This window comes from Ensifer sp. (assembly GCF_035999185.1).
GTDB lineage: Bacteria > Pseudomonadota > Alphaproteobacteria > Rhizobiales > Rhizobiaceae > Ensifer.
In genome coordinates, this window is the sequence record NZ_DASYHB010000167.1 from 1 (window position 1) to 24,939 (window position 24,939).

Genomic DNA, 24,939 nt, shown 5'->3' on the forward strand with positions numbered 1-24,939 from the left:
TTCCGGCGCACAGGCAGCTGACGCAATCGTCGCAGCCGAGCCGGAGCCCATGGAATACGTTCGCGTTTGCGACGCTTTCGGCACTGGCTACTTCTACATCCCGGGCACCGAAACCTGCCTCAAGATCGGCGGCTTCATCCGCGTTCAGGGTTCTTTCGGTGAAGACGCTGCTGACAGCCGTTACAATCAGGGCAACCTGGGCGGTCAGTCCACGTCGGACTGGGACGTTTTCTCCCGCGCATACATCTCGTTTGACGCCAAGAGCGACACCGAGTACGGCACGCTCACCGGCTTCTTCGCTGCTGAGTTCAACGCTGACAACGACACCGACATCGGCGACAGCTTCATCGACGTTGACGAAGCCTACATCCAGCTCGGTGGCCTGAAGGCCGGCTTCTTCTACAACTGGTGGGATAAGGGCCTGAACGGCGAAACCGACTCGCTCGGCAACTTCACCGAATTCAACTCGATCGCCTACCTCTATGACGGCGGTTCGTTCCAGGCCGGTCTCTCGGTTGACGAACTCGAAGGCACCTCGACCAAGTCGAACGGTGTTGGCGTTTCCGGTATCGTTTCGGCTTCGCTCGGCGGCGTTTCCTTCGACCTGCTCGGCGGTTACGACTCTGAACTCGAAGAAGGCGCAATCCGCGCTCTGCTTTCGGCTGACCTCGGCCCGGGCGTATTCCAGCTCGCTGGTATCTGGGCTTCGAACCCGAACGCTTACTGGGAAAAGTCTGAGTGGACCGTTGCGGCTTCGTACCGCTTCAACGCCACCGACAAGCTGGCCATCACCCCCGGCTTCCAGTACTTCGGCAGCCTGAGCAACGGCTCGCTGGTTGACTTCGGTAACGACGATGCATGGCGCGCTGGCGTCACGCTCGACTACAAGATCACCGAAGGTCTGGCGACCCGCGTCTCGGTTCAGTACGAAGACCAGGACAACTCGGACGACCAGGTATTTGGCTTCGTTCGCCTTCAGCGCGACTTCTAAGATCATCTGACCTCGGTCAGAAGAGAAGCCCGGCTTTCGAGCCGGGCTTTTTCGTTTTGATGGCGCACCGCTGAGGCATCAGGATGCGCTGCCCGACATCCTGCGACCGCGCGCCGCCGGTCAGTCAAGTCAAATACTCAGCATGTATTTTGTTGGTGCGACTGACTAAGGGGCGCGACGAATGCCATTCACGAATGCGGCCAGTGCCTGCCGAGGGCCATCGAGGTGCAAAAGCGGTGCGTGGCCCTGACCAAGGGCGGTGAATTGCACCATCCCCGGGTGCCGGCGGCCCATTTCCGCGACCGTCGCTTGCGACAGCAGCCGCGAGTTTTCGCCGCGAATTGCCATGAGCGGGACGCGCGTCAGGGTATCGAACCGCGGCCAGAGATCGGGCAAAGGCGTCTCGGCCGTCAAACCGCGTAGCTGTTCAGCGATTGCGGGATCGAAATCGGCAACGGGCGCGCCGTCTTCATCGCGGTAGATCGCGTTTGCCATTTGCAGCCAATCGGAATCTTGAAGGGCCGGAAAATCGCCGCCGTGCAGGTTCTTCAGATAGTCCGGCGCCTCATCCCAGCTTGCCGGTCCCGTCGCAACATTGAGATAGTCCCTGATCGCGAGCAGACCGCCGATTTCGAGCACCGGCCCGATATCGTTGAGGACGACGCCCGCGATCAAACCGGGGAAGGCGCCGACGAGCTGATGCAGAATCAGCCCGCCCCGTGAGGTGCCTATGAAGGCCGCCCGTTCGATAGCCAAATGGGCGCAGGCGGTGACAGCGTCAGCCGTTTCGATTGCGATCGTGTAGTGGCTCTTGTCGGCGTCACGTGCGGCGTTGCCGCGCCCTCGATAGTCCAGTGCCGTCACCGGATGTCCGCCGCCAGACGGCGAAGACAGGAAGATGGCAAGTTCGTGAAAGTCGCGACTGTTGCGTGTGAGACCCGGCAAGCACACGACGGGCACTGCTGACGACGAGTGGGGAGGGGCGTACGTTCGTGCATAAAGTTGAAGGCCATCGCTTGCCTGGAACCAGTGCTCCCGAATTTGGTCCATGCGCGCCCCCGTTTCGCAGACGCCGAGGATCGTAAACGTTGAAGACAAAAGGGCAAGGCGGCATTGGAGCGAAGGGCAGGTGTAGCTGCTACATCAGCCTGGTTCGCTATGATCGGAGTGAGGCACAGCGAGCATTCGGGACATAGTCGTTGTGCGCTGACTGATGGCAAGTGCGTAAGCTCTTTCAGAGCAAATGCGCAGCCTCATGCGGTGAAGCTGCCCAGAGGGGGCAGCCAGTTCGTCAATATGGCGAATAGCATTGCCGCCGTGAGCCGCTGTACGGCTGGTAGGTGTTATCGTAGGCGCGATAGGACCGATAGCGTGCATAGCACCAGCGAGTATGGTCGCTGGTGCCAACAACTCTCGGCTGGTTGTAGTATCTCGGCTGGTTGATCAATCCGCCAATGATCGCCCCGGCGGCCAGTCCACCGATGATCGCTCCGACATTGTTGTCATCGTAGTCGCGATAGTGGCGTCGATAGCGATCCCGATAGTAGCCGTCCCGATAATTGCCGTTGCGGTAGTAGCCGTCGCGATTATGGCGGTCATAGCCGCGCCCGCGCAGCTCGCAATAGGGGACAGCGCAACTGGAACGGTTCTTGCGCTCTTCTCCGCGCTCATAGGAGAACTGCACCTGCTGCGTGTTCGTCGTTGCAGATGCGACCTTCGGAGTGCTCGGGAATGCAATGGCGGGCGAAACGCCACTTATTGCGGTCACCAGCGAAAGCGCAACAATTGTCAGCGTCTTCATGATCGTTCACCATTTCCTTCCAGGAATCTCGAACCTTTGGAACGGAAATGGCTGAAAACGTCGTTTGTGCCGCCGAAGGCCATCACGATTACTTGATCGCGACGAAAGCCGGCATGGTCTACTGACGTCCCATCCTGAGATCCTCGACGATGTCTGACTGCTGGCCAAGTCTCGACTTGTAGACCTGATAGTTCTCCATCACCCGCTGCACGTAGTTGCGCGTTTCCTGAAACGGGATGCGCTCGATCCAGTCGACAACCTCGTCGATCGGCTTGCCGCGCGGGTCGCCATAGCGCTCCAGCCATTCAGGCACGCGACGCGGACCGGCATTGTAGGCGATGAAGGTCAAAATGTAGGATCCGCCGAAACTGTTGATCTGTTCACCGAGATAGTGGGCGCCGAGCGTGGCGTTGTAGCCGGCGTCGCTGGTCAGCCGGTCCTGGGAGTAGGCGAGCCCATAGCGGCCGGCGACGCCTTTTGCGGTGCCCGGCATCAATTGCAACAGCCCGCGGGCGTTGGCGGTGGAGATGGCCCCCGGATTGAAGGCGCTTTCCTGGCGTGCGATCGCATAGGCGAGCGCCTTGCCGGAGCCGCCGATATTGGCGTTCGCCGGGATCACGCCAACCGGGAAGGCGAGCGCTGCTACGTCGATGCCCCTCCCGAACGCGATCTTGCCCACCTGAAGGGAGAGCTGATGGTTGCCGGTCTTCTCTGCTCGGGCCGAAAGCAGCGCAAGCTCGCCGGGGCTTGTGAGCTCGTCGGCAAGCGCGCGATAGATGCTGTCGGCGCGCCAGGCGTGACCAGCAGCCTCAAGCCGCGTGATCGCGCGCACCGCCTCCCGGCTTTCGAAGCGTGTCCGGTCGGCCGCCGTTGGGGCGGGGTAGGCGACATTCAGCGTCTTGCGACCGAGCCGCGCCGCCGCGAGCTGTCCATAAAATGTTCCGGGATAGCGCGCCGCGTTGGCGAAATATTCCTCGGAATTCCCCGGTCCGCCCGCTTCGGCGGATCGCCCAAGCCAGTACCAGGCACGCGAGGCCGATAGCGGACGATTGGACGCGTCCAGGATGCGGCGGAAATGACGGGAGGCAGTGGCCGGGTCTTCCATGCCGCGCAAGGCGTACCAGCCCGCATGAAACTCCGCATCGACGACATCGGTCGCTTCCGTCGCCAGGTGGCCGGCCGCAATTCGGTAGGCACCGCGAAAGTCGCCGGCATCGAGCAACCCTCGGCTGACGACCCGTTGCTCGACCCACCATTCTCCCGGGTTGACCAATGCGCCCCGGTCCTTCGGCATGCGCGCAAGCAGCTTGGCCGCTTCCTCGTACTTTTTCTCTTTGCGCAAGGCCTCGATCTGTATGAACAGGTAAGCGGGGTCCTTGCGCCAGGACGGATCGACTGCCGTGATGAGGGCGGCAGCGTTTGCGTTGCCGCGGCTGACTGCCGCCCAGGCGCGGTAAAGTGATTGCGCTTTTCCGAGCTCGCCGAAACGTTCAGCCTGCTCGACGCGGTTGCGATAAAGCAGCATCGCCATGCGCCGTTGATGGTCGCCTACCGTCAGCAAGCCGGAAAACTCGGCGAGGATCTTTGTCTCGATATCCTTGTCGAGCCCCTCTCGCTGCCAAATGGCCCGCAGGCGTTTCGCCGCGGCGTCGGTTTGCCCCTGGGCGACGAGCGCGCGGGTAAGGATGAGGGCTCCTTCGGTCGTCTCGGGCTGCGTGTTGCCGAAGGCGGAGAGCACGTCAGCCGTCGGAGGATTTTCGCGATAGAGCGCGCGTTCGGAATTGGCGCGCAGCGACTTCAGGCCGGGCCAGCCCTGAAGTTCCCGTTGCGCGTCGGCAATCTCGAAGGACGGAACGCCGCGCTGTCCGGAAACAGCGATTGCCCAGGTCAGGATATGGCGATCGAGCGTACCCTCGGCCATCGCGTCACGTGCGGCAATCGCCTGGCTTGGCTGCCTGTTGGAAAGGGCGTCAAGACCCGTCTTCAGATCGCTGCTGATCGGCGGAACAATCTGAACCGCCTGAACGGCGCTCGTGGTTTCGTCGGCTGCAACCGGGGCGGCCCTATTTGAGGTCTTGGGGTTTGAGGTCTCGGGCTTTCGTGCCGGCACGGGGATCCGGTCAGGCGTTTCGGAGCTAAGGACCGGCGAGGAAAGAAACGCAGCGCCAACGATCATGGCGACAGGCAGAAAGGTTGATCCGCGCATCAAGAACCCCGTGTTCCCCGTGTCCCGCAATCATGTGCCGACGGGGAAGTGTGGACAAGACCCGCGGCTGTTATCGATCATCGCAATTGCACCTTGCCCGCCCTGCGACATCGGTCGCGCGACATCGATTATGCCGGCCGGAACACAAGCTTTTGCATGAAAACCAGCGAGAAATGCCATGTCACGGCGCTTGCCGCAGCCACCTCACATGATTATGGTGCGGCAGTTTTCTAACCGTCGATTACGGCCAAAGCATGAGTGCATACTCGGCTTTTGCGCCGTCAGGAGTTGTGCATGTTCAAGGGTTCCATTCCCGCTCTCGTAACGCCGTTCACCGCCGCCGGCGCGGTGGATGCGGATGGTTTCGTCGCGCATGTGGAATGGCAGATAAAAGAGGGCAGCCATGGCCTCGTGCCCGTTGGCACGACCGGCGAGTCTCCGACCCTGTCGCATGACGAACACAAGAAAGTGGTTGAACTCTGCATCGAGGCGGCCGCCAAGCGCGTCCCGGTGATCGCCGGTGCCGGCTCCAACAACACGACCGAGGCCATCGAGCTTGCACAGCACGCCGAGAAGGCGGGCGCAGATGCGATCCTGGTCGTCACACCCTATTACAACAAGCCGACGCAGAAGGGTCTGTTCGCGCATTATGCCGCGATCGCCGAAAGCGTGAAGGTGCCGATCGTGATCTACAACATCCCCGGCCGCTCGGTCGTGGATATGAGCGTCGAGACGATGGCCGCTCTCAGCAAGGCCCATGCGAACATCATCGGCGTCAAGGATGCGACCGGCAAGATCGAGCGCGTGTCCGAGCAGCGTATGGCTTGCGGTCCTGAGTTCGTTCAGCTTTCCGGCGAAGACGCGACCGCGCTCGGCTTCAACGCGCATGGCGGCGTTGGCTGCATTTCCGTCACGGCAAACGTTGCGCCGCGCCTTTGCGCCGAGTTCCAGGAAGCAACGCTTGCCGGCGATTATGCCAAGGCGCTCGCCTATCAGGACAAGCTGATGCCGCTGCACAAGGCGATCTTCATGGAGCCGGGCCTCTGTGGCGCGAAGTTTGCCTTGAATCGCCTTGGTCGGATGAGCCGCGCCGTGCGTTCACCGCTTCTGCCGACCCTGGAGCCGGCAACCGAAGCGGCGATTGACGCGGCGCTGAGGCACGCAGGATTGACGAACTGATGGCACCCAAAGGAAGCCAGCGCACGGTCAACAAGGTTGTGGCGGAAAACCGCAAGGCCCGCTTCAACTACGAGATCGTCGACACCTACGAGGCCGGTCTGGTTTTGACCGGCACCGAGGTCAAGTCGTTGCGCGAAGGCAAGGCCAATATCGCGGAATCCTATGCGACGGACGAGGGGGGAGAGATCTGGCTGATCAACTCCTACCTGCCGGAGTATCTGCAGGCCAACCGCTTCAACCACGAAACACGGCGGCGGCGGAAGCTGCTTCTGTCGAAACGCGAGGTCAATCGGCTGCAAGGTGCGGTGAATCGCGAGGGCATGTCGCTGATCCCGCTTCGGATCTACTTCAACGAACGCGGCAGGGCGAAGCTCGAGCTGGCGCTCGGCAAGGGCAAGAAGCTGCACGACAAGCGCGAGACGTCCAAGGAACGCGATTGGAACCGGCAGAAGAACCGACTCTTGAAAGACCGCGGCTGAGCGAAACCAAGCACGTTCAAACCAGCTGAAGCTGGGTCGAAGGGCCGGCTGGTGCGGTGATTTGCTAAGAAATTCTGATTGGATTCAGTGATTTATAAGATCGCCGACGAATGTCTGCGTTGAAGCGGAACATTCCTGCTACCGCTGCGTTTCCCCCTAAATTTCAACGGGATCTGCAACGGGTTCGCTATGTCTCTGCGTGCGTTCGGAAGGTTCGCGGCCGATTTCGGCTCTAAGCGTCGCGAGATCGATGAAGTGGTCGGCCTGGCGGCGCAGGTCGTCTGCGATCATCGGGGGCTGCGTCGACATCGTCGAGACGACGGAAACCTTGCGGCCGCGACGCTGAAGCGCTTCGACGAGCGTGGTGAAATCGCCGTCGCCAGAGAAAATAACGAGGTGGTCGACGGTTTCGGACTGCTCCATGGCATCGATCGCCAGCTCGATATCCATATTGCCCTTGATCTTGCGGCGGCCAAGCGAGTCCGTGAATTCCTTGGCCGGCTTCGTCACGACCTTGTAACCGTTATAGTCTAGCCAGTCGATGAGGGGCCGGATCGAAGAATATTCCTGATCTTCGATGAGGGCCGTGTAGTAGTAGGCGCGCAGCAGGTAGCCGCGTTTCTGGAATGCTTTCAGGAGTTTGCGATAGTCGATGTCGAAGCCGAGGCTCTTCGATGCCGCGTACAGATTTGCGCCGTCGATAAAAAGTGCGATCTTTTCGCGGGGGTCGAACATCGTCTTTCCTTTTTCCAATGGCGGCGCATCAACGCCCCTGCCGGCGGATGCGCAAAAATAAGTCGTTTACATTAATAATTGCTGATATTGCAAATAATGTAGCTTATGTATTGCATTATTCCAGCTGAGCGCTTGCGAATATAGCTAGTTTTAGCAGTTGCTATAGATCGTCCACACCCCAGGCGTGCCTTTTCCATCGGGCGTTTCACGGCATCACGCAGAATGCAACCTGTGTGTGTGTGGTGAGGGTTCTCCAGCCCGATAGGATCGCATTTTATCACGAAGTGTGACGCTACGTGAGGTCCACTTGAAGGAAAAACTTGAACTTGCCTTGTTTTGATTGTATCCGGGCGGCTAAATCCAGAAATCGAAGCCGACGAGGCCGTCGCTAGACGGCTGTTCCGGTTTCGAGTCGTCAATCCGTGCAGCGGCAATGCCGCCGCGCTTCGAGCCCAAAAGGACAGGCAATGGCCCGCGTCACCGTCGAAGATTGCATCGACAAGGTCGATAACCGTTTCGAACTCGTTCTGCTTGCCAGCCACCGTGCGCGCCTGATTTCTCAGGGTGCTGCCATCACCATTGACCGTGACAACGACAAGAACCCGGTTGTCGCACTTCGCGAGATCGCGGATGAGACGCTGTCTCCCGGCGATCTCAAGGAAGATCTGATTCACTCGCTGCAAAAGCATGTCGAAGTGGACGAGCCCGAGCCGGATCCGGCTTCGCTCATTCAGACGGACGCCGAGACGACGTTTGCCGAAGTTGCCGAAGACGAAGATCAGCCGGAAGCGATCACCTTCGACCGCATGTCGGAAGAAGAACTGCTGGCCGGCATCGAAGGTCTCGTGCCCCCGGAAAAGAGCGACGACTACTGAGATCCGTCGCGGAACGCCCGTTCCCACGTGTTTTCAAAGCAGTGCGCCACTCGTATGATTGGCGCACTTTTTTTGTTTGTTTCTTCCAAGGGACCGCCAGCGAATGATGCGCCAATACGAGCTCGTTGAGCGCGTGCAAAAGTACAAGCCCGACGTCAATGAAGCCTTGCTGAACAAGGCTTACGTCTATGCGATGCAGAAGCATGGGCAGCAGAAGCGGGCAAGCGGCGACCCCTACATCTCCCATCCCCTGGAAGTCGCGGCGATCCTGACGGAAATGCGGCTCGACGAGTCGACGATCGCAGTCGCTCTGCTGCACGACACGATCGAGGACACGACGGCGACGCGGCAGGAGATCGACGATCTCTTCGGCGAGGATATCGGTGCGCTGGTCGAGGGGTTGACGAAGATCAAGAAGCTCGATCTCGTGACCAAGAAGGCGAAGCAGGCCGAAAACCTGCGCAAGCTGCTGCTGGCGATTTCGGACGACGTGCGGGTGCTGCTCGTCAAGCTCGCCGACCGTCTGCACAACATGCGCACGCTCGATCACATGTCGGCGGAAAAGCGGGCCCGCATCTCCGAAGAAACCATGGATATCTATGCGCCGCTCGCCGGTCGCATGGGTATGCAGGACATGCGCGAGGAACTTGAAAACCTTTCGTTCCGCCACATCAATCCCGAAGCGTTCGAGACGGTCACTCGACGGCTCGAGGAGCTTTCCCAGCGCAATGAAGGCCTGATCAAGAAGATCGAGGACGAGTTGCGCGAGCTGCTTCAGGCCGAAGGCTTGAAGGCGGCCCAGGTCAAGGGCCGGCAAAAGAAGCCCTATTCGGTATTCCGCAAGATGCAGTCGAAGTCGCTGTCCTTCGAGCAGCTTTCCGACGTCTGGGGTTTCCGCATCATCGTCGACGACATTCCGTCGTGCTATCGCGCGCTCGGTATCGTCCACACGCGCTGGCGGGTCGTGCCCGGCCGGTTCAAGGACTATATCTCGACGCCGAAGCAGAACGACTACCAGTCGATCCACACCACGATCGTCGGTCCGTCGCGCCAGCGCATCGAGCTGCAGATCCGCACGCGCCGCATGAACGATATTGCCGAGTACGGTATCGCGGCCCACTCGCTCTACAAGGACAAGGAGGGCAACGCCAACGACACGTCCCTGTCGCCGGCGTCGAACGCCTATTCCTGGCTGCGACGCACGATCGAATCCCTTGCCGAGGGCGACAATCCGGAGGAATTCCTGGAGCATACCAAGCTCGAGCTGTTCCAGGACCAGGTCTTCTGCTTCACGCCCAAGGGGCAATTGATCGCGCTGCCGCGCGGCGCGACGCCGATCGACTTCGCCTATGCTGTCCATACCAATATCGGCGACACCTGCGTCGGCGCCAAGATCAATGGCCGCATCATGCCGCTGGTCACCCGGCTTAACAACGGCGACGAGGTGGAGATCATCCGCTCGGGCATCCAGGTGCCGCCGCCGGCGTGGGAGGAAATCGTCGTCACCGGCAAGGCGCGTTCGGCCATCCGCAGGGCGACGCGTGCCGCCATCCGCAAGCAGTATGCCGGTCTCGGCTATCGCATTCTGGAGCGAACCTTCGAGCGCGCCGGCAAGGCATTTTCGCGCGAAGCGCTGAAGCCGGCCCTGCATAGGCTTGGGCACAAGGAAGTCGAAGACGCGATCGCGTCCGTCGGTCGCGGCGAACTCTCGTCGCTCGACGTCCTGCGCGCAGTCTTCCCGGACCATCAGGACGAGCGCGTGACGGTGAAGCCCAGCGCCGACGACGGCTGGTTCAACATGCGCAGTGCCGCCGGCATGGTGTTCAAGCTGCCGGGCCTCGGCAAGGACCAGAACGGCGCCGTGCTGGCCGAAGGACCGGAAGCCCTGCCGATTCGCGGACTGTCCGGCAATGCCGAGGTGCACTTCAGTCCCGCCGGCGCCATCCCCGGCGACCGCATCGTCGGCATCATGGAAAAGGACAAGGGCATCACCATCTACCCGATCCAGTCGCCGATCCTGCAGAAATTCGACGACGAGCCGGAGCGCTGGATCGACGTGCGTTGGGACCTGGACGAGGCCAACAGCAGCCGCTTCATGGCGCGCATCGCCATCAGCGCGCTGAACGAGCCGGGAACCCTTGCGGAACTGGCCCAGGCGATCGCCACCAGCGACGTCAACATCCGCTCGCTGTCGATGGGGCGCGTGGCGGCTGACTTCAGCGAATTGCAGTTCGACCTCGAGGTCTGGGACCTGCGCCAGCTCAATCACCTGATCGCGCAGTTGAAGGAACTGCCGAGCGTATCCCTGGTCAAGCGTCTCTTCGAGTGAGCTGATCGCGTAGAGATGCTGACGCCCCATGCGCAGATGCCTGCAAAACAGGCACGGGGTGCACAGCGAAACGGCGAGCCATGCCGCAAGCGCATGGCTGCCGCCATTTCCTGGAACTGGTGGAAAAGGGACCTCTAAACTATCTTCTGCATCGGGAGGTAAACAAAGAGGTTTGCCATGTTCAATCAGTTGAAGAAAATCACCCGCGCCCTGCGCATCCCCACTCAGGAAGAGCGTGAGATCGCCTATCTCAACAGCTCGGTCGATCGCATCGATCTCGAATACCGTCAGCGCCAGATCGATCGCGGCCTGTTCCGCAACTACTAAGTCGATCGCATCCCGTCTCGTTCCGGAATGCATGAAGCCATGCATCCGGTGAATGGCTCGCCTGCGACAAGGTGCGCGGCGTGCCGGCGGGTTGCAAGCAGCGGGCATGACGCCTATCTTGCGGCCAGCAAATAGGCGGACGCGCCCTCTTGTGCCGGCTGACGGTGTCAAGACGCGGTCATGACGGCATAATGTTATTCAGACGTAGAAAACCGGTCACGATTTCCGAAAGACTTCGCGCGCTGCTTTGGCCGCGCAAGGGCTTGGCGCGTGGCCCGCGCTACATCGCGCTCAGGATATTGCGGCTCTCGTCGACGCCACATTCGATCGCCGTCGGCGTGGCCGCGGGTGCTGCATCGTCCTTCACACCTTTTTTCGGCCTGCACATCATCATCGCCGTCGCGCTCGCCTTTCTGTTCTCGGGCAATCTTGTCGCGGCGGCCATCACAACTGCGATCGCCAATCCCGTCACGATCCCGATGATCCTGACGGCGTCCTACGAGCTTGGGACTGCCATTCTGGGAGTGGAGAGCGCTCACGCCGCAAGCAGCGCCGATGTGATGCGCATGGTCGAGCATTTCGACTTCTCCGCCCTGTGGGGGCCTGTCTTCAAGCCGATGCTCATCGGCTCCCTGCCTCTGGCGGCGGCCGGCGCGCTTTTCTCCTATGTCGCGGCTTACCAGGCAGCGCGTCTCTTCCAGAAGCGGCGCCAGGAACGCGTCAAAGACCTCGGATCTTCCTCATGATCATTGGCATCGGCAGCGACCTGATTGATATCAGGCGGATTGAAAACTCGCTCTCCCGTTTTGGCGAGCGGTTCGTCCAGCGCTGTTTCACCGACATCGAGATTAAGAAGTCCGAAGGGCGGAAGAACCGTGCCGCGTCCTATGCCAAGCGCTTTGCCGCAAAAGAAGCCTGTTCCAAGGCGCTCGGCACCGGGCTCGCGCAGGGCGTCTTCTGGAAGGACATGGGCGTGATCAATTTGCCGGGCGGCAAACCGACCATGAACCTGACCGGCGGTGCGGCGGCGCGGCTTCAGCAGATGCTGCCGCCTGATCATCGGGCGGCCATTCATCTGACCATCACGGACGATTTTCCGCTTGCGCAGGCCTTCGTGATTATCGAGGCGCTGCCCGTTGCCCCGGTTGAGGGAACGGTTTAGAGCATTCCGCTGGAAAACCGGCCCGGAGCGATTGAAGGGCAGGCGATCTGCAGCATATGAAACCGGAATATCGGACGGGATCGAAACTGCGGACGAAAGAGAAGAGCGGGCCCCGGCGAGGGGCCTCGCGATGACAAAGGAACACAGTAGCGTGGCAGAAAAGACAGAAGCGAAGCAGAGCGGCCTGTGGGAGAACGTGAAAGTCGTTATCCAGGCGCTGCTCCTGGCCGTCGTCATCCGTACGGTCCTCTTCCAGCCCTTTACCATTCCCTCAGGTTCGATGATGCCGACGCTGCTGGTCGGCGACTACATCTTCGTCAACAAGTTTGCCTACGGCTTCTCCAAGTATTCGCTGCCGCTGTCTCCGGATCTCTTCTCCGGCCGTATCTTCGCGAGCGAGCCGAAGCGTGGCGACATCGTCGTCTTCCGCTTCCCGCCGAACCCGGACATCGACTACATCAAGCGCCTCGTCGGCCTGCCGGGCGACCGCGTCCAGATGCGCAACAGCATCCTCTACATCAACGACAAGCCGATCGACCGTGCGCCCGATGGGACCTTCCGTGCCGATGACCAGTACGACACCGGCGGCGACGTTCCGGTCTATCGCGAAACGATGGACAACGGCGTGTCCTACGACACGCTCGACCAGTTCCCGGAATCGCGTGGCGACAACACCCGCGAGTTCATCGTTCCTGCCGGCCACTACTTCATGATGGGCGACAACCGTGACAATTCGGCTGACAGTCGCTTCGACGTCGGTTTCGTCCCGGCCGAGAACCTGGTTGGTCGCGCCAGCTTGATCTTCTTCTCGCTTGGCAACGACACGTCGTTCCGCGAAATCTGGAAGTGGCCGGCGAACCTGCGCTACGACCGCCTGTTCAAGGCGGTCGAATGATGAAGTCGCGGTCGCTGAGCGCGGAAGATCGGGCAAAGCTCGAGGCCGTGATCGGCTATCAGTTTGTGGAGAAGGAGCGCCTGGATCGGGCGCTCACCCATTCCAGCGCCCGCAACGCCAAGGGCTCCAACTATCAGCGTCTCGAGTTTCTCGGGGACCGGGTGCTTGGGCTCTGCGTGGCCGAACTGCTATTCCAGACGTTTCGCGAGGCGAACGAAGGCGAGCTTTCCGTTCGGCTGAACCAGCTGGTCAGCGCCGAAAGCTGCGCCAAGGTCGGCGATGACCTGGAATTGCACCAGTTCATCCGCACCGGTTCCGACGTCAAAAAGATTACCGGAAAGGCGATGATGAATGTGCGCGCCGATGTGGTAGAGTCGCTCATCGCGGCCATTTACCTGGACGGCGGTCTCGATGCTGCCCGTGGCTTCATCCTACGCCATTGGAAGGATCGGGCTGCGCGCGCTGACGGCGCCCGCCGCGACGCGAAGACCGAATTGCAGGAATGGGCGCATGCCAAGTTTGGTGCCGCGCCCACCTACCGGACGGACGAGCGGTCCGGCCCCGACCATGATCCGCGTTTCACGGTGACCGTGGAAGTGGCGGGCGTTGCGCCGGAGACCGGGATCGACAGGTCCAAACGCGGCGCCGAGCAGGTTGCCGCGACGAAATTGTTGGAACGCGAAGGCGTGTGGCGGAAAACGTCCGCCGGAAATTGACGGAAAAAATGACGGACACGGAAAAAGATACGGCCGCCGAAAGCGCGCCGACCCACTCGGGTTTTGTGGCGCTGATCGGCGCGACCAATGCAGGCAAATCGACCCTGGTCAACCGCCTCGTCGGCGCCAAGGTGTCGATCGTCAGCCATAAGGTCCAGACGACACGCGCGATCGTGCGCGGCATCGCCATCCACGACAATGCCCAGATCGTCTTCATGGACACGCCCGGCATCTTCAAGCCGCGCCGCCGGCTCGATCGCGCCATGGTGACCACCGCCTGGGGCGGGGCCAAGGACGCCGACGTGATCATGCTTCTGATCGACAGCGAGCGTGGCCTGAAGGGAGATGCGGAAACGATCCTCGAAGGCTTGAAGGAAGTCCACCAGCCGAAGATCCTGGTTCTGAACAAGATCGATCAGGTGCGGCCCGAGGATCTGCTGAAGCTTGCGGCGGCTGCCAACGAGACGGTGCAGTTCGAGCGCACCTTCATGATCTCGGCGCTGAACGGTTCGGGCTGCAAGGATCTGATGGACTATCTGGCCGAGACTTTGCCGGAAGGTCCCTGGTACTATCCGGAAGACCAGATCTCCGATCTCCCGATGCGTCAGCTTGCCGCCGAAATCACCCGCGAGAAGCTGTTCCTGCGGCTGCATCAGGAACTCCCCTACGCCTCGCATGTCGAAACCGAGAAGTGGGAAGAGCGCAAGGACGGCTCTGTTCGCATCGAACAGGTGATCTACGTCGAGCGCGAAAGCCAGAAGAAGATCGCGCTCGGAAAGAACGGCGATGCGATCAAGGCGATCTCCACGGCCTCGCGCAAGGAAATCTCCGAGATCCTGGAGCAGCCGGTGCACCTTTTCCTGTTCGTCAAGGTGCGCGAGAACTGGGGCGACGATCCGGAGCGCTTCCGCGAAATGGGCCTCGAATTCCCACGGTAGGCTGCGCGCCGATCCGCCACGAGACGATACAGGCACCCGTGCGAACGGGTGCCTTTTTTGTTGCCCGTGTCACGCGCCGGAAACGCGCTTTCCGTCTGCATCGATGACCGGCTCGCCGTCTTCCTTGGTGAACGGCCCCTTGTGCGTGTCGGGCAGGATATCGAGCACCAGCTCCGACGGGCGGCAAAGCCGCGTGCCGATCGGCGTCACGACGAGGGGGCGGTTGATCAGGATCGGATGTGCCATCATCGCGTCGATCAGCTGTTCGTCACTCAGCGTTGGGTCGCCAAGCCCGAGGTCCGCATAGGGGGTGCCTTTCTCGCGGATCGCCTCGCGCACCGTCAGGCCCGTATCCGCAATCATCTTTTCCAGCTCCTGTCGCGACGGCGGCGCCTTCAGATACTCGATCACGGTTGGCTCGATGCCGGCGTTGCGGATCATCGCCAGCGTGTTGCGCGACGTGCCGCAAGCCGGGTTGTGATAGATCGTGACATTCATAAACTTGTCCCCTGCACAATCAGCGGGTCGGACCTCGGGCGGGCCGCGACCATTGGCCCGAAGGCATAGGGCTGATCTGGGTAGGGGGCAAGTCTTGGGTCGCCTAAAGCGACGCGCATCTTATCAGACGCGCAAAGGTCGCAGTAGCACTTTGAATTGCTGCGTGTTTTTATCCTTTGATTGGCTACGACCAAAGGAAACATGCAGTGGGACGTCAGCCGCGCCCGGCTTCCGCCGCCTGCCGCGTCTTCAGCGCCGGGCCGATGGTCTCGATCCGGTTCGTCCAGACATAGCCGGCAAATCCAGGCGGGACCAATTCGAGATCTTCCGCGGTGTCGATGCCGGTGGAGAAGTCACCACCATGGTACGGACCGATCAGGATAATCTCGCTGCCGGCCGCTTTCATCCGCGCGGCGAAGCGATCGGGCCAGCCCCAGAGGAACGGGGCGTAGTTTCCGGGTACGACGACAAGCGTGTTCTTGCAGGCATCCGGCACCAGGCCGGTCCATCCGTAACCGAGATAGCGGGTAAAGCAGGCCATCACCGACGACCGGTCGTAGCCGCGTATGCCCTCGATCCTTTTCTGCGCCTCGCGCGTCGGATTCTCGCCCCCATAAACACCAAAGACGGCTTCTCGCCATTGCGGCTGAGCGTCAAGAAGGGCCGCAAGCGCCGTTCCTTCCTCCGTCCGCTTGCTCTTGAAGTTGACGAGGAACTTGCGGTCGGGCAGGGCGGTGAGCACGTCGTCGAGTGTCGGCATCTGGCCGACCCCCTTGCCGCGGAACGGGAAGGTCCTGCCACCGTCGGCGGTGTAGCCATAGCCGATATCAAGCGTTTTCAGGGTTGCCATCGGCGTTTCCTCGGTCACACCCTTGCCCTCGGTGCGGCAATCGAGCGTCCAGTCGTGAAAGACCGCAAACTGCTTGTCCGGCGTCAGATGCACATCGAGTTCAACGACGTCTGCACCGGCGTCGAAGGCTGCCTGCATCGAGGCGATCGTGTTTTCCAGATGGGCGTGGCTGGGCGTGTCGATGATCGTCGCCGTGCAAGTGTCGTTGCCGACATTCGCCTTCGGATACGTCTGGTGCATACCGCGGTGGGACAGCAGCTTTGCCGCACCCGGCTGCGGGGTCGCAAACTGTGACGTGTTCATCAACCAGACAAGGGCGGCAAACAAAGCGACTATGGCAAGGGTTTTCTTCATCCTGATTCTCCTCGTGGAATCGGGATTGCCCGATAATGTGGCGCGATAATGTTGACGCACGCATCGCGTGCGGAGCTGGAATTGCGAACAATGTGTCTCCCGTGCGCGCGATTGACCGTCGGCAAGGCCCCGTGAGAGGTAGCGGACACCGAAGGTGTGATCCGGGAGAGACGTGATGCCACAGCTTGTCGAGGGAAAATGGGTGAAGGGCGACGTTGCTGCCAGCGAGATGAAGGGCGGCGCTTTTCACCGCGAGCCGACGCGCTTTCACCACTGGATCACGCCTGACGGCACGCCAGGCCCTGACGGCCAGCCGGCTTTGCCGGCCGAGGCCGGTCGCTATCGCCTGTTCGTTTCCTATCTTTGCCCCTGGGCTTCGCGCACGATCGCCTTTCGTAATCTGAAAGGTTTGGAGGACGTCGTCGGCTTGACGGTGTCCAATCCCGAGCTCGGTGAGGACGGCTGGGTCTATGACGCGCCGGTCGATGCCGGCGAGCGCGTCGGCAAGATCCGTTTCCACTATGAGCTCTATGTGGCGAGCGACCCGACCTATACCGGCAAGGTCTCGGTGCCCGTGCTCTGGGACATGCGGGAAGGGCGTATCGTCAACAACGAGTCGGCCGACATCATTCGTATCCTGAACACGGGCTTCAACCATCTGACCGGCAACCGGCTGGATTTCTATCCCGAAGCGTTGGTCAGCGAGATCGATCGCTGGAACGGGCCGATCTACGAACGGGTCAACAACGGCGTCTATCGCGCCGGTTTTGCCAAGACCCAGGAAGCCTATGACGAGGCGGTGGCGAGCCTGTTCGGCATGCTCGGCGAACTCGAAGCCCATCTGGCGACCAGCCGTTACCTGGCCGGCGACTATCTCACGGAGGCCGACATCCGCCTTTTCGTGACCCTCGTGCGCTTCGACGCGGCCTATCACGGTGCCTTCAAGTGCAACATCCGCCGGATTGAGGATTACCCGGCGTTGTCCAACTATCTGCGCGAAATCTACCAATGGCCGGGCATCCGCGAAAGCGTGCGCATCGACCACATCAAGCGCGGCTACTACGGCATCGCCCATATCAACCCGACCCGTATCGTGCCCGCCGGGCCGCTCCAGGATTTCGACCGCCCGCACGATCGGTCGCGGCTCAAAGGGCGCGGTGTCATGGGCGCGTAGCGCCGCCATTGGGACATTGCTCATCGTGAGCAGCGCTTCGCGCCCGCCATGGCAATGTGATCTCGATGCTGTCCCGACCGCCACTCGAAAGCGGGACGGCCTTGCCTCCATCTCCTGTGGAGTTTCGGATTTCCTCTGAAGGCCTTCACTTGGCCTCGAAGGCATGCGCCTTTATGGTCGCCTCCCAAACAGGAAAGACGGAATTCCCCATGGCAAGCCCTGCAAAACCCATCGCCGCCATCATCGCCGCCGAAATCAAGGCGACGCCTTCTCAGGTTGTTGCCGCGGTCGAACTGCTCGACGAGGGCGCCACGGTGCCGTTCATCGCACGTTACCGCAAGGAAGTGACGGGAGGGCTCGACGACACGCAGTTGCGCAACCTTTCGGAGCGACTGACCTATCTTCGCGAGCTTGAGGCGCGCCGGGCCTCGATCCTTGAATCGATCCGCGGGCAGGGCAAGCTGACCGACGACCTCGAAGCCAGGATTGCCGCGGTCGAAACCAAGGCCGAGCTTGAAGACATCTATCTGCCTTACAAGCCGAAGCGCCGCACCAAGGCGGAGATCGCCCGTGAGCGCGGTCTCGCGCCGCTCGCCGAGGCGATCCTCGCCGACCGCTCCGTCGCGCCGGCTGATCGCGCAACCGCGTTCCTGACCGCCGAGGTGGCTGACGTGAAGGCGGCGCTTGAAGGCGCACGCGACATCATCGCCGAAGGCATGACGGAAAATGCCGACCTGCTCGGGCGCCTGCGCAACCATATGAAGGGTACCGCCTTCCTGCGTGCCAAGGTCGTCGATGGCAAGCAGGAGGCGGGCGCCAAGTTCTCCGACTATTTCGACCATTCCGAGCGCTGGGCAACCACGCCCGGCCATCGGGCGCTCGCGATGCTGCGCGGTTGGAATGAAGAGGTGCTGTCGGTCGATATCGTCGTCGACCAGGACGATACCTCGCCGGTGAAGCCGGTCGAGCGCATGATCGCGGCCGCCTACAATGTCGGAGCCAGTCTCCCGGGCGACAAATGGCTCTCCGAGATGATCGGCTGGACCTGGCGTGTGAAGCTGTCGATGTCGTTGTCGCTCGATCTGATGCGCGAGCTGCGCGAGCGCGCAGAGGAAGAGGCGATCCACGTCTTTGCTCGCAATCTGAAGGATCTGCTGCTTGCCGCACCCGCGGGGTCGCGCGCAACAATGGGGCTTGATCCGGGCATCCGCACCGGCGTCAAGGTCGCCGTGGTCGACGGTACGGGCAAGCTCATCGAGACGACCACCGTCTATCCGTTCCCGCCGAAGAACGACATCCGCGGCACCCAGGCCGAGCTCGCATCGCTTGTGCGCAAGCACAAGGTGGAGCTGATCGCCATCGGCAATGGCACCGGAAGCCGCGAGACGGAAAAGCTCGTTGCCGACATGCTCGCGCAACTGCCGGCGCCGAAGCCGACCAAGGTCATCGTCTCGGAGGCGGGCGCGTCCGTCTATTCGGCGTCCGAAACCGCCGCCCTGGAGTTCCCGGGCCTCGACGTTTCGCTGCGCGGCGCGGTCTCGATCGCCCGCCGCTTGCAGGACCCGCTGGCCGAGCTCGTGAAGATCGAGCCAAAATCGATTGGCGTTGGCCAGTACCAGCACGACGTCGACCAGTCGAAGCTCAGTCGCTCGCTGGATGCGGTCGTCGAAGACGCGGTGAACGCCGTTGGCGTCGACGTCAACACCGCTTCGGCACCGCTGCTGGCCCGTGTTTCCGGTCTCGGGAAATCGTCGGCCGAAGCGATCGTTGCGCATCGCGATGCGACCGGACCCTTCGCAAGCCGCAAGGAACTGTTGAAGGTGCCCCGGCTCGGCGCGCGCACCTTCGAACAGTGCGCGGGCTTCCTGCGCATTCCTGATGGCAAGGAGCCGCTCGATGCCTCCTCTGTCCACCCGGAAGCCTATGGCGTGGCCAAGAAGATCGTTGCCGCCTGTGGCCGCGACGTTCGTGCCCTCATGGGTGACAGCGTTGCACTGAAGAAGCTCGACCCGAAGACCTTCGTCGACGAACGCTTCGGCTTGCCGACGGTCAAGGACATCCTCGCGGAACTCGAGAAGCCCGGTCGCGATCCGCGCCCGAGTTTCAAGACCGCAACCTTCGCCGAGGGTGTCGACGACATCAAGGATCTGAAGGTCGGCATGCAGCTCGAAGGAACGGTCACCAATGTCGCAGCCTTCGGCGCCTTCGTCGATATCGGCGTGCATCAGGACGGGCTCGTCCACGTGTCCCAGCTTGCCGATCGTTTCGTCAAGGATCCGCACGAAGTCGTCAAAGCGGGGGATGTGGTGACGGTTCGCGTCACCGAGGTGGATGTTCCCCGCAAGCGGATCGGCCTCACCATGCGTAAGGATGGTGGCGCTGAGTCAAGCCGCGAAGCGCGGGCGAGCACGCCTCCGGGCGGCAATCGTGGTGCGCCGATGCGCCAGCAGAAGCCTCAGCAACAGCCCTCCCAGGGTGCCTTCGGTGCGGCCTTGATGGAAGCGATGAAGCGCAAGTGAGGCGAAATTCCACCGCGGGCGCGGCAAGCGCCCCGGTGGCATGCTTTATAAATTAGATAATTGTAATAATCAGGCCTTTCCACCATACTGCTCCCATGGCGGCATGCGCATTGTGTCGTGCGCGCATTGCCGATGTAGCAGCCGGTCGCCGGCGGAAAGATCAGCGGAAAATTCCTCCGCCGGGCGTCCGGTGAAAGGAGTTGCGTCATGGTTCGCAAGGCGATCCGCGGCCTCGCGCTGGCCGCACTTATGGCGGCCGGTGTGACGGCGCGCCCCGTCCCGGCAGTTTCGCAGGCCCCCCTCAATTGCGCCGACCGATCCGAGGTGATCGAGTTTCTGGCGCGGCAGTATCGGGAGAAACCTGCTGCGACCGCTCAGATCAATCCGCAGGCGATCATGGAGATCTACGCAGCCGACAACGGCAGCTGGACGTTGATCGTTACCGATGTGAACGGCCGAAGCTGCGTCATCCTCGCCGGCAAGAGTTGGGAATCCCTGCCGGTGCTGCCGATACCAAAAGCGTAGTGCGCACCGCGACGGGTTGCCGGCCCTTACTGGGACCGGCCAACGCTGGAATAGGTAAAGCCGTGCTTCACGACCTCGTCCTGGCGATAGATGTTGCGAAGGTCGACGAGAACGGGCGTCTTCATCACGGTCTTCAGCCGGCGGAAATCAAGCGCGCGGAACTCGTTCCATTCCGTGACGATCACCAGGGCATCGGCCTCGTTGGCGGCCTCATAGGGATCGCCGGCATAGTCGATGCCATCGATTATCTTCTTGGCGTTCTCCATGCCCTCGGGATCGTAGCCGACAACGTGAGCACCGGCGTCCTTGAGCGTCTGCACGATCGCGATTGCCGGGCTGTCGCGCATGTCGTCCGTGTTCGGCTTGAAGGTAAGGCCAAGGATCGCGATCTTTCGGCCGCGCACGTCGCCACCGGTGGCGGCGATCACCTTGCGTCCCATCGCCCGCTTGCGGTTGTCGTTAACGGCAACCGTTGTCTCCACCAGCCGCACGGGGCTGTCGTGATCCTGCGCGGTCTTGACCAGCGCCAGGGTGTCCTTCGGGAAGCACGACCCACCATAGCCCGGGCCGGCATGCAGGAACTTCGAGCCGATGCGACCGTCGAGGCCGATGCCGCGGGCGACATCCTGGACATTGGCGCCGACGCGCTCGCAAAGGTCGGCCATCTCGTTGATGAAGGTGATCTTCATCGCCAGGAATGCGTTGCCGGCATACTTGATCAGTTCCGAGGTACGACGAGAGGTGAAGACGAGCGGTGACTGGTTGAGATAGAGCGGACGGTAAACCTCGGTCATGACGTTGCGCGCCCGTGTATCGTCGTCGGCAAGTCCGATGACGATGCGGTCCGGTCGCTTGAAGTCTTCGATCGCCGCACCCTCGCGCAGGAACTCCGGATTGGAGACGACGGCGAAGTCGGCGTCCGGGTTGGCCTCGCGGATAATGCGCTCGACCTCGTCGCCGGTACCGACCGGAACCGTCGATTTCGTCACGATCACGGTGAAGCCCTTGAGGTTCTCGGCAATCTCGCGCGCAGCGGCATGGACATAGGAGAGGTCCGCATGACCATCGCCACGCCGCGACGGGGTGCCGACCGCGATGAAGATGACGTCGCTGTCGGCGACAGCGGCAACGAGATCGGTCGTGAAGGTCAGCCGGCCCGAAGCGACGTTGCTCGCAACCAGGTGGTCGAGGCCCGGTTCGAAGATCGGAATGCGTCCCTTCATCAATGCGTCGATCTTGCTCTCATCCTTGTCGAGACAAACGACGTCATGACCGAAATCCGCAAAACATACGCCGGAAACAAGGCCAACATAGCCGGCGCCGATCATCGTGATTTTCATAGGCTCTTTCCCTTGTTGTGTTCCATCGCGAGTTCAGTTCATAGAACGTGCAAATGCGTATTTTTGCAATTGCTTATGCGCTTCAGGTTCACACCCATTTATGCCCGACTGCGGATAAAACAAGCAGTCGCCAAAGCAGAGTAATCAGTTCGGGGTAACGGGTAATCCGGTCACTGGCTCGTGCCGAAGTATTCCTTGTACCAGGCGGCAAAGCGCGCGACGCCCTCTTCGACGGGTATGGAGGGCTTGAACTCGGTCAAGGCTTCCAGCAGGTCGGGTGAGGCAAAGGTGCGCGGCACGTCGCCCTGCTGCATCGGCAGCATGTTGCGCACTGCCGGCTTGCCGACGGCTTTTTCCACCGTTTCGACAAAGGTCATCAGCGCAACCGGCTGACCACCGCCGACATTGACGACCCGGTACGGCCCCTGGCGCGAGAGCGTGTCTTCGGCCTTGTCAGCTGGCACGCGGTTTTCTTCTGCCGGCGCCACATGAGAAAGACGCAGAATGCCCTCCACGAGGTCGTCGATATAGGTGAAGTCGCGGCTCATGCGGCCTTCGCCATAGATGTCGATCGGCTGCCCCTTGTGAATGGCATCGACGAATTTGAACAGCGCCATGTCGGGCCGCCCCCAGGGACCGTAGACCGTGAAGAAGCGGAACGCGGTCGTTGGCACCTTGTAGAGATGGGCATAGCTGTGCGCCATCAGCTCCATAGACTTCTTGGTGGCAGCGTAGAGCGTCATCGGTTCGTCGGAGCGATCGGTCTCGGCAAAGGGAACCTTCTCGTTCGCTCCATAGATCGAGGAGGTCGAGGCGAGCATCAGGTGCTTTGGGCTCAGTTCCCGTGCCAAATCCAGGACGTTCCAGGAGCCGACCAGGTTGGAATCGATGTACGCCTTCGGGTTTTCGAGGCTGTAGCGCACGCCGGCCTGGGCGGCGAGGTGGATGATGACCTCAGGTTCGGCCAGATCGGCGGCGTGGCGAAGCGCGTCTCTGTCCTCAAGCATGCCGACGACGGCCTTGAAGCCGTTCGAACGGGCGAGGATCGCGTGCCGCCGCTCCTTCAATGTCACGTCGTAGTAGGGGGTCATGCCGTCAAACCCGACCACGAAATGCCCTTCGTCGGTCAGCCGCTTGGCGAGATGAAAGCCAATAAAGCCAGCAGTGCCGGTGATGAGGTAGCGCACGACGATGTCCTCACGTTGGTGTACCGGCCGTTCATACGAAGAAAGCGGATTGATTGAAAGTCGAAACCGTTCGTCTGGTTACCGCTCGAGGTCCTGTTTAAGGGCAGACAGGATCGACATCGCATGGCCGGCATACTGGCTGATCCAGCGATCGTGGATCGTCTGAATAGGCAATGCGTTCAAATGGTTCCAGCGTTCGCGCCCCTCGCGGCGCACAAGCACGAGTTCCGCCTCCTCCAACACCTTGAGGTGCTGCATGACGGTGCAGCGGTCGAGGCTGTCGAACCGTTCGCACAGCATGCCGGTCGTCTGCGGGGCAAGCTTCATGGCGTCGAGCATCTGACGGCGAAGACCGTTGGCGAGCGCCTTGAAAACGAGGTCGTCTTTCGAATCGGTTGACATGTTATGTTTTTATAACATACCTTGTGCGGATTCAATAGGAGGACCACGCCATGCCCTTCGAATTCCGTGTGAACGGACGGATTGATCGCCCCGTCGCTGAGGTTTTCGATGCCGTCGTCAATCCCGACCAGCTCAGTCGCTACTTCGTGACGCTCGGCGGTATCAGCGGGCCACTGGTTGCTGGCACCACCGTGACCTGGTGGGGCGAAGTGCCGATCATGGTGGAGGAGGTTGCCGCCAACGAGCGCGTCGTCTTTCGCTGGGACGCCATGGTCGCCAAGGGAGAGGCGCCCTACAAGACGCGGGTGGAGATGCGCTTTCAATCGCTCGACGACGGCGCCACCATGGTGACAATTGCCGAGAGCGGCTGGCACGAGAACGAGCAGGGGCAGAAGAGCTCCTACATCAACTGCGAGGGTTGGTCGCAGATGCTGGCCTGCATGAAGGCGTGGCTGGAGCACGGCATCAACCTGCGCCAGGGCTATTACGTGAGCGAGCTTTCGGGCAAGCCGGCGCTCGAGCCGCAAGGCTGACCTGACACGCAAAGACTGCCGGCGCGTCCGGGGCGAGCGCCGGGGAAATGCGTGCGGATGCCGGAGACCCCATGGACGTCCGGCATCCGGCTTGAACGATCAATAGGCCGGCGGCAAGCCGCCATTGCCGACGCTTGCCATCGGAACACCCCCGGCCGGCTCGCTCAACGGCGCTTCGGCCTGTAACACGACGACGCGCGAATCGATCGGCACGCGGCTGTAGAGATCGATGATGTCGGGGTTGAAGAGGCGGATACAGCCGCTCGACACAGCCTTGCCGATCGACCAGGCCTCGGTGGTGCCGTGGATGCGGAACAGCGTGTCGCGATTGCCCTGGAAGAGATAGAGCGCGCGCGGACCGAGCGGGTTGCGCACACCCGGCTCCATGCCGCCGGCAAGCGGGCCGTAGCGCTCCGGTTCGCGCTCGACCATGCTTTGCGTCGGTGTCCAGCGCGGCCACTCGGCCTTGCGGGCAATGCGTGCCTCGCCTTCGAACTCGAGGCCGGCCTTGCCGACGCCGATGCCGTAGCGCATGGCCATGCCACCGTCCTGAACCAGATAGAGGAAGCGGTTCTGTGTATCGATGACGATCGTGCCCGGCGGCTCGTGCGTCTGGTAGGCAACCTGCTGGCGCAGATAGCGCTTGTCCACCTTGCTGATGTCGATGGCATCGAGCGGGTACTTTTCGTTCGGAAGCGCCCCGTACATCGCCACATAGTATGGATCCGGTCCCTTCGGCTTGGCCGGCCCCGAGGTGGTGACGCAGCTCGCGAGCGTCGAGGTGGCGAGAAGAAGGGCGAAGAGCTGCGCCAAGCGGCCGGCGCTGTTCCGGGACACACACATAATGAAGTTTATTATCCTGCTGATTGTCATTTTGGGCGGGAGGCACGGCTTTTGCCGCTCTTCCGTTCTAATGTCAAAGAC

The 24,939-nt window shown here is 61.5% G+C and carries 25 protein-coding genes; 15 read left to right on the top strand and 10 right to left on the bottom strand.

Features of this window, described 5'->3' with window-relative positions; genetic code table 11:
• Positions 1–991: porin (locus tag VGO04_RS20950; RefSeq protein ID WP_327497880.1), on the top strand; the 991-nt coding region annotated here is incomplete at its 5' end.
• Positions 992–1,156: 165 nt separating this feature from the next.
• Here the strand turns inward: VGO04_RS20950 and VGO04_RS20955 are convergent.
• The 3 genes from VGO04_RS20955 to VGO04_RS20965 form a co-directional block, all read right to left on the bottom strand.
• The gene (locus tag VGO04_RS20955; RefSeq protein ID WP_327497881.1) at positions 1,157–2,041 is read right to left on the bottom strand and encodes an alpha/beta hydrolase; all 885 of its coding nucleotides are present in this window, start codon (positions 2,039–2,041) and stop codon (positions 1,157–1,159) included.
• Between the two features lie 241 nt (positions 2,042–2,282).
• Positions 2,283–2,792 carry a BA14K family protein gene (locus tag VGO04_RS20960; protein WP_327497882.1) on the bottom strand — a complete coding sequence of 170 codons (510 nt, stop codon included), beginning with the start codon at positions 2,790–2,792 and terminating at the stop codon, positions 2,283–2,285.
• Between the two features lie 118 nt (positions 2,793–2,910).
• On the bottom strand, positions 2,911–4,998 hold the full coding sequence (locus VGO04_RS20965) for a lytic transglycosylase domain-containing protein (protein ID WP_327497883.1): 2,088 nt from the start codon (positions 4,996–4,998) through the stop codon (positions 2,911–2,913).
• Between the two features lie 294 nt (positions 4,999–5,292).
• On the opposite strand from VGO04_RS20965, the gene dapA reads away from it, so the two are divergent.
• Together dapA and smpB are read left to right on the top strand one after the other, a co-directional pair.
• Complete coding sequence (dapA, locus tag VGO04_RS20970; RefSeq protein ID WP_327497884.1) at positions 5,293–6,177, top strand: 4-hydroxy-tetrahydrodipicolinate synthase; 885 nt, start codon at positions 5,293–5,295, stop codon at positions 6,175–6,177.
• Complete coding sequence (gene smpB / locus VGO04_RS20975; protein ID WP_057252818.1) at positions 6,177–6,656, top strand: SsrA-binding protein SmpB; 480 nt, start codon at positions 6,177–6,179, stop codon at positions 6,654–6,656. Before dapA ends, smpB begins: the two co-directional genes overlap by 1 nt.
• A 156-nt stretch (positions 6,657–6,812) precedes the next feature.
• Here the strand turns inward: smpB and VGO04_RS20980 are convergent, their stop codons facing one another.
• Positions 6,813–7,391, bottom strand: a complete 579-nt coding sequence (locus VGO04_RS20980; protein WP_327497885.1) for an NYN domain-containing protein — start codon at positions 7,389–7,391, stop codon at positions 6,813–6,815.
• Between the two features lie 467 nt (positions 7,392–7,858).
• Here VGO04_RS20980 and rpoZ point away from each other — a divergent pair, with 467 nt between their 5' ends.
• The 8 genes from rpoZ (at position 7,859) to era (ending at position 14,633) form a co-directional block, all read left to right on the top strand.
• Positions 7,859–8,266, top strand: coding sequence for a DNA-directed RNA polymerase subunit omega (rpoZ, locus tag VGO04_RS20985; protein ID WP_327497886.1), 408 nt, complete (start codon positions 7,859–7,861; stop codon positions 8,264–8,266).
• Positions 8,267–8,369: 103 nt separating this feature from the next.
• Positions 8,370–10,595 (top strand): bifunctional (p)ppGpp synthetase/guanosine-3',5'-bis(diphosphate) 3'-pyrophosphohydrolase, encoded by a 2,226-nt coding sequence (locus VGO04_RS20990; RefSeq protein WP_327497887.1) that lies wholly within the window; start codon positions 8,370–8,372, stop codon positions 10,593–10,595.
• A gap of 177 nt (positions 10,596–10,772) precedes the next feature.
• A complete protein-coding gene (locus VGO04_RS20995) occupies positions 10,773–10,922 on the top strand; it encodes a DUF3563 family protein (RefSeq protein WP_327497888.1) in 150 nt (49 codons plus the stop codon).
• 191 nt (positions 10,923–11,113) lie between these two features.
• A complete protein-coding gene (locus VGO04_RS21000) occupies positions 11,114–11,668 on the top strand; it encodes a DUF2062 domain-containing protein (RefSeq protein ID WP_414650577.1) in 555 nt (184 codons plus the stop codon).
• A complete protein-coding gene (gene acpS / locus VGO04_RS21005; protein ID WP_327497889.1) occupies positions 11,665–12,084 on the top strand; it encodes a holo-ACP synthase in 420 nt (139 codons plus the stop codon). Before VGO04_RS21000 ends, acpS begins: the two co-directional genes overlap by 4 nt.
• A gap of 151 nt (positions 12,085–12,235) precedes the next feature.
• Positions 12,236–12,979 carry a signal peptidase I gene (lepB, locus tag VGO04_RS21010; RefSeq protein WP_327497890.1) on the top strand — a complete coding sequence of 248 codons (744 nt, stop codon included), beginning with the start codon at positions 12,236–12,238 and terminating at the stop codon, positions 12,977–12,979.
• Positions 12,979–13,695, top strand: a complete 717-nt coding sequence (gene rnc, locus VGO04_RS21015) for a ribonuclease III (protein ID WP_327497891.1) — start codon at positions 12,979–12,981, stop codon at positions 13,693–13,695. The genes lepB and rnc overlap by 1 nt, the downstream gene beginning before the upstream one ends.
• Before the next feature lie 8 nt (positions 13,696–13,703).
• Positions 13,704–14,633: a GTPase Era gene (gene era / locus VGO04_RS21020; protein ID WP_327497892.1), complete on the top strand. Its 930-nt coding sequence runs from the start codon at positions 13,704–13,706 to the stop codon at positions 14,631–14,633.
• A 69-nt stretch (positions 14,634–14,702) separates the two neighbouring features.
• On the opposite strand, the gene arsC is transcribed toward era, so the two are convergent.
• Entirely contained in the window at positions 14,703–15,131 is a 429-nt protein-coding gene (gene arsC, locus VGO04_RS21025) for an arsenate reductase (glutaredoxin) (RefSeq protein WP_327497893.1), read from the bottom strand.
• Positions 15,132–15,345: 214 nt separating this feature from the next.
• Complete coding sequence (locus tag VGO04_RS21030; RefSeq protein WP_327497894.1) at positions 15,346–16,335, bottom strand: glycerophosphodiester phosphodiesterase family protein; 990 nt, start codon at positions 16,333–16,335, stop codon at positions 15,346–15,348.
• A gap of 175 nt (positions 16,336–16,510) precedes the next feature.
• Between VGO04_RS21030 and VGO04_RS21035 the strand changes: the two genes are divergently transcribed.
• The 3 genes from VGO04_RS21035 (at position 16,511) to VGO04_RS21045 (ending at position 20,553) form a co-directional block, all read left to right on the top strand.
• Positions 16,511–17,509 carry a glutathione S-transferase family protein gene (locus VGO04_RS21035; RefSeq protein WP_327497895.1) on the top strand — a complete coding sequence of 333 codons (999 nt, stop codon included), beginning with the start codon at positions 16,511–16,513 and terminating at the stop codon, positions 17,507–17,509.
• Between the two features lie 209 nt (positions 17,510–17,718).
• A complete protein-coding gene (locus VGO04_RS21040; RefSeq protein WP_327497896.1) occupies positions 17,719–20,028 on the top strand; it encodes a Tex family protein in 2,310 nt (769 codons plus the stop codon).
• Positions 20,029–20,235: 207 nt separating this feature from the next.
• A complete protein-coding gene (locus VGO04_RS21045; protein WP_327497897.1) occupies positions 20,236–20,553 on the top strand; it encodes a hypothetical protein in 318 nt (105 codons plus the stop codon).
• Positions 20,554–20,579: 26 nt separating this feature from the next.
• Here VGO04_RS21045 and rkpK read toward each other — a convergent pair whose 3' ends face one another.
• From rkpK to VGO04_RS21060, 3 genes are all read right to left on the bottom strand, one after another.
• On the bottom strand, positions 20,580–21,893 hold the full coding sequence (gene rkpK / locus VGO04_RS21050) for a UDP-glucose 6-dehydrogenase (RefSeq protein WP_327497898.1): 1,314 nt from the start codon (positions 21,891–21,893) through the stop codon (positions 20,580–20,582).
• 170 nt (positions 21,894–22,063) lie between these two features.
• Positions 22,064–23,080 carry an NAD-dependent epimerase gene (locus VGO04_RS21055; protein ID WP_327497899.1) on the bottom strand — a complete coding sequence of 339 codons (1,017 nt, stop codon included), beginning with the start codon at positions 23,078–23,080 and terminating at the stop codon, positions 22,064–22,066.
• 78 nt (positions 23,081–23,158) lie between these two features.
• Positions 23,159–23,482: an ArsR/SmtB family transcription factor gene (locus VGO04_RS21060; protein WP_327497900.1), complete on the bottom strand. Its 324-nt coding sequence runs from the start codon at positions 23,480–23,482 to the stop codon at positions 23,159–23,161.
• A gap of 50 nt (positions 23,483–23,532) precedes the next feature.
• Between VGO04_RS21060 and VGO04_RS21065 the strand changes: the two genes are divergently transcribed.
• The gene (locus tag VGO04_RS21065; protein ID WP_327497901.1) at positions 23,533–24,015 is read left to right on the top strand and encodes an SRPBCC domain-containing protein; all 483 of its coding nucleotides are present in this window, start codon (positions 23,533–23,535) and stop codon (positions 24,013–24,015) included.
• Positions 24,016–24,114: 99 nt separating this feature from the next.
• Here VGO04_RS21065 and VGO04_RS21070 read toward each other — a convergent pair whose 3' ends face one another.
• Entirely contained in the window at positions 24,115–24,858 is a 744-nt protein-coding gene (locus VGO04_RS21070; RefSeq protein ID WP_327497902.1) for a L,D-transpeptidase, read from the bottom strand.
• Positions 24,859–24,939 lie beyond the last annotated feature (81 nt).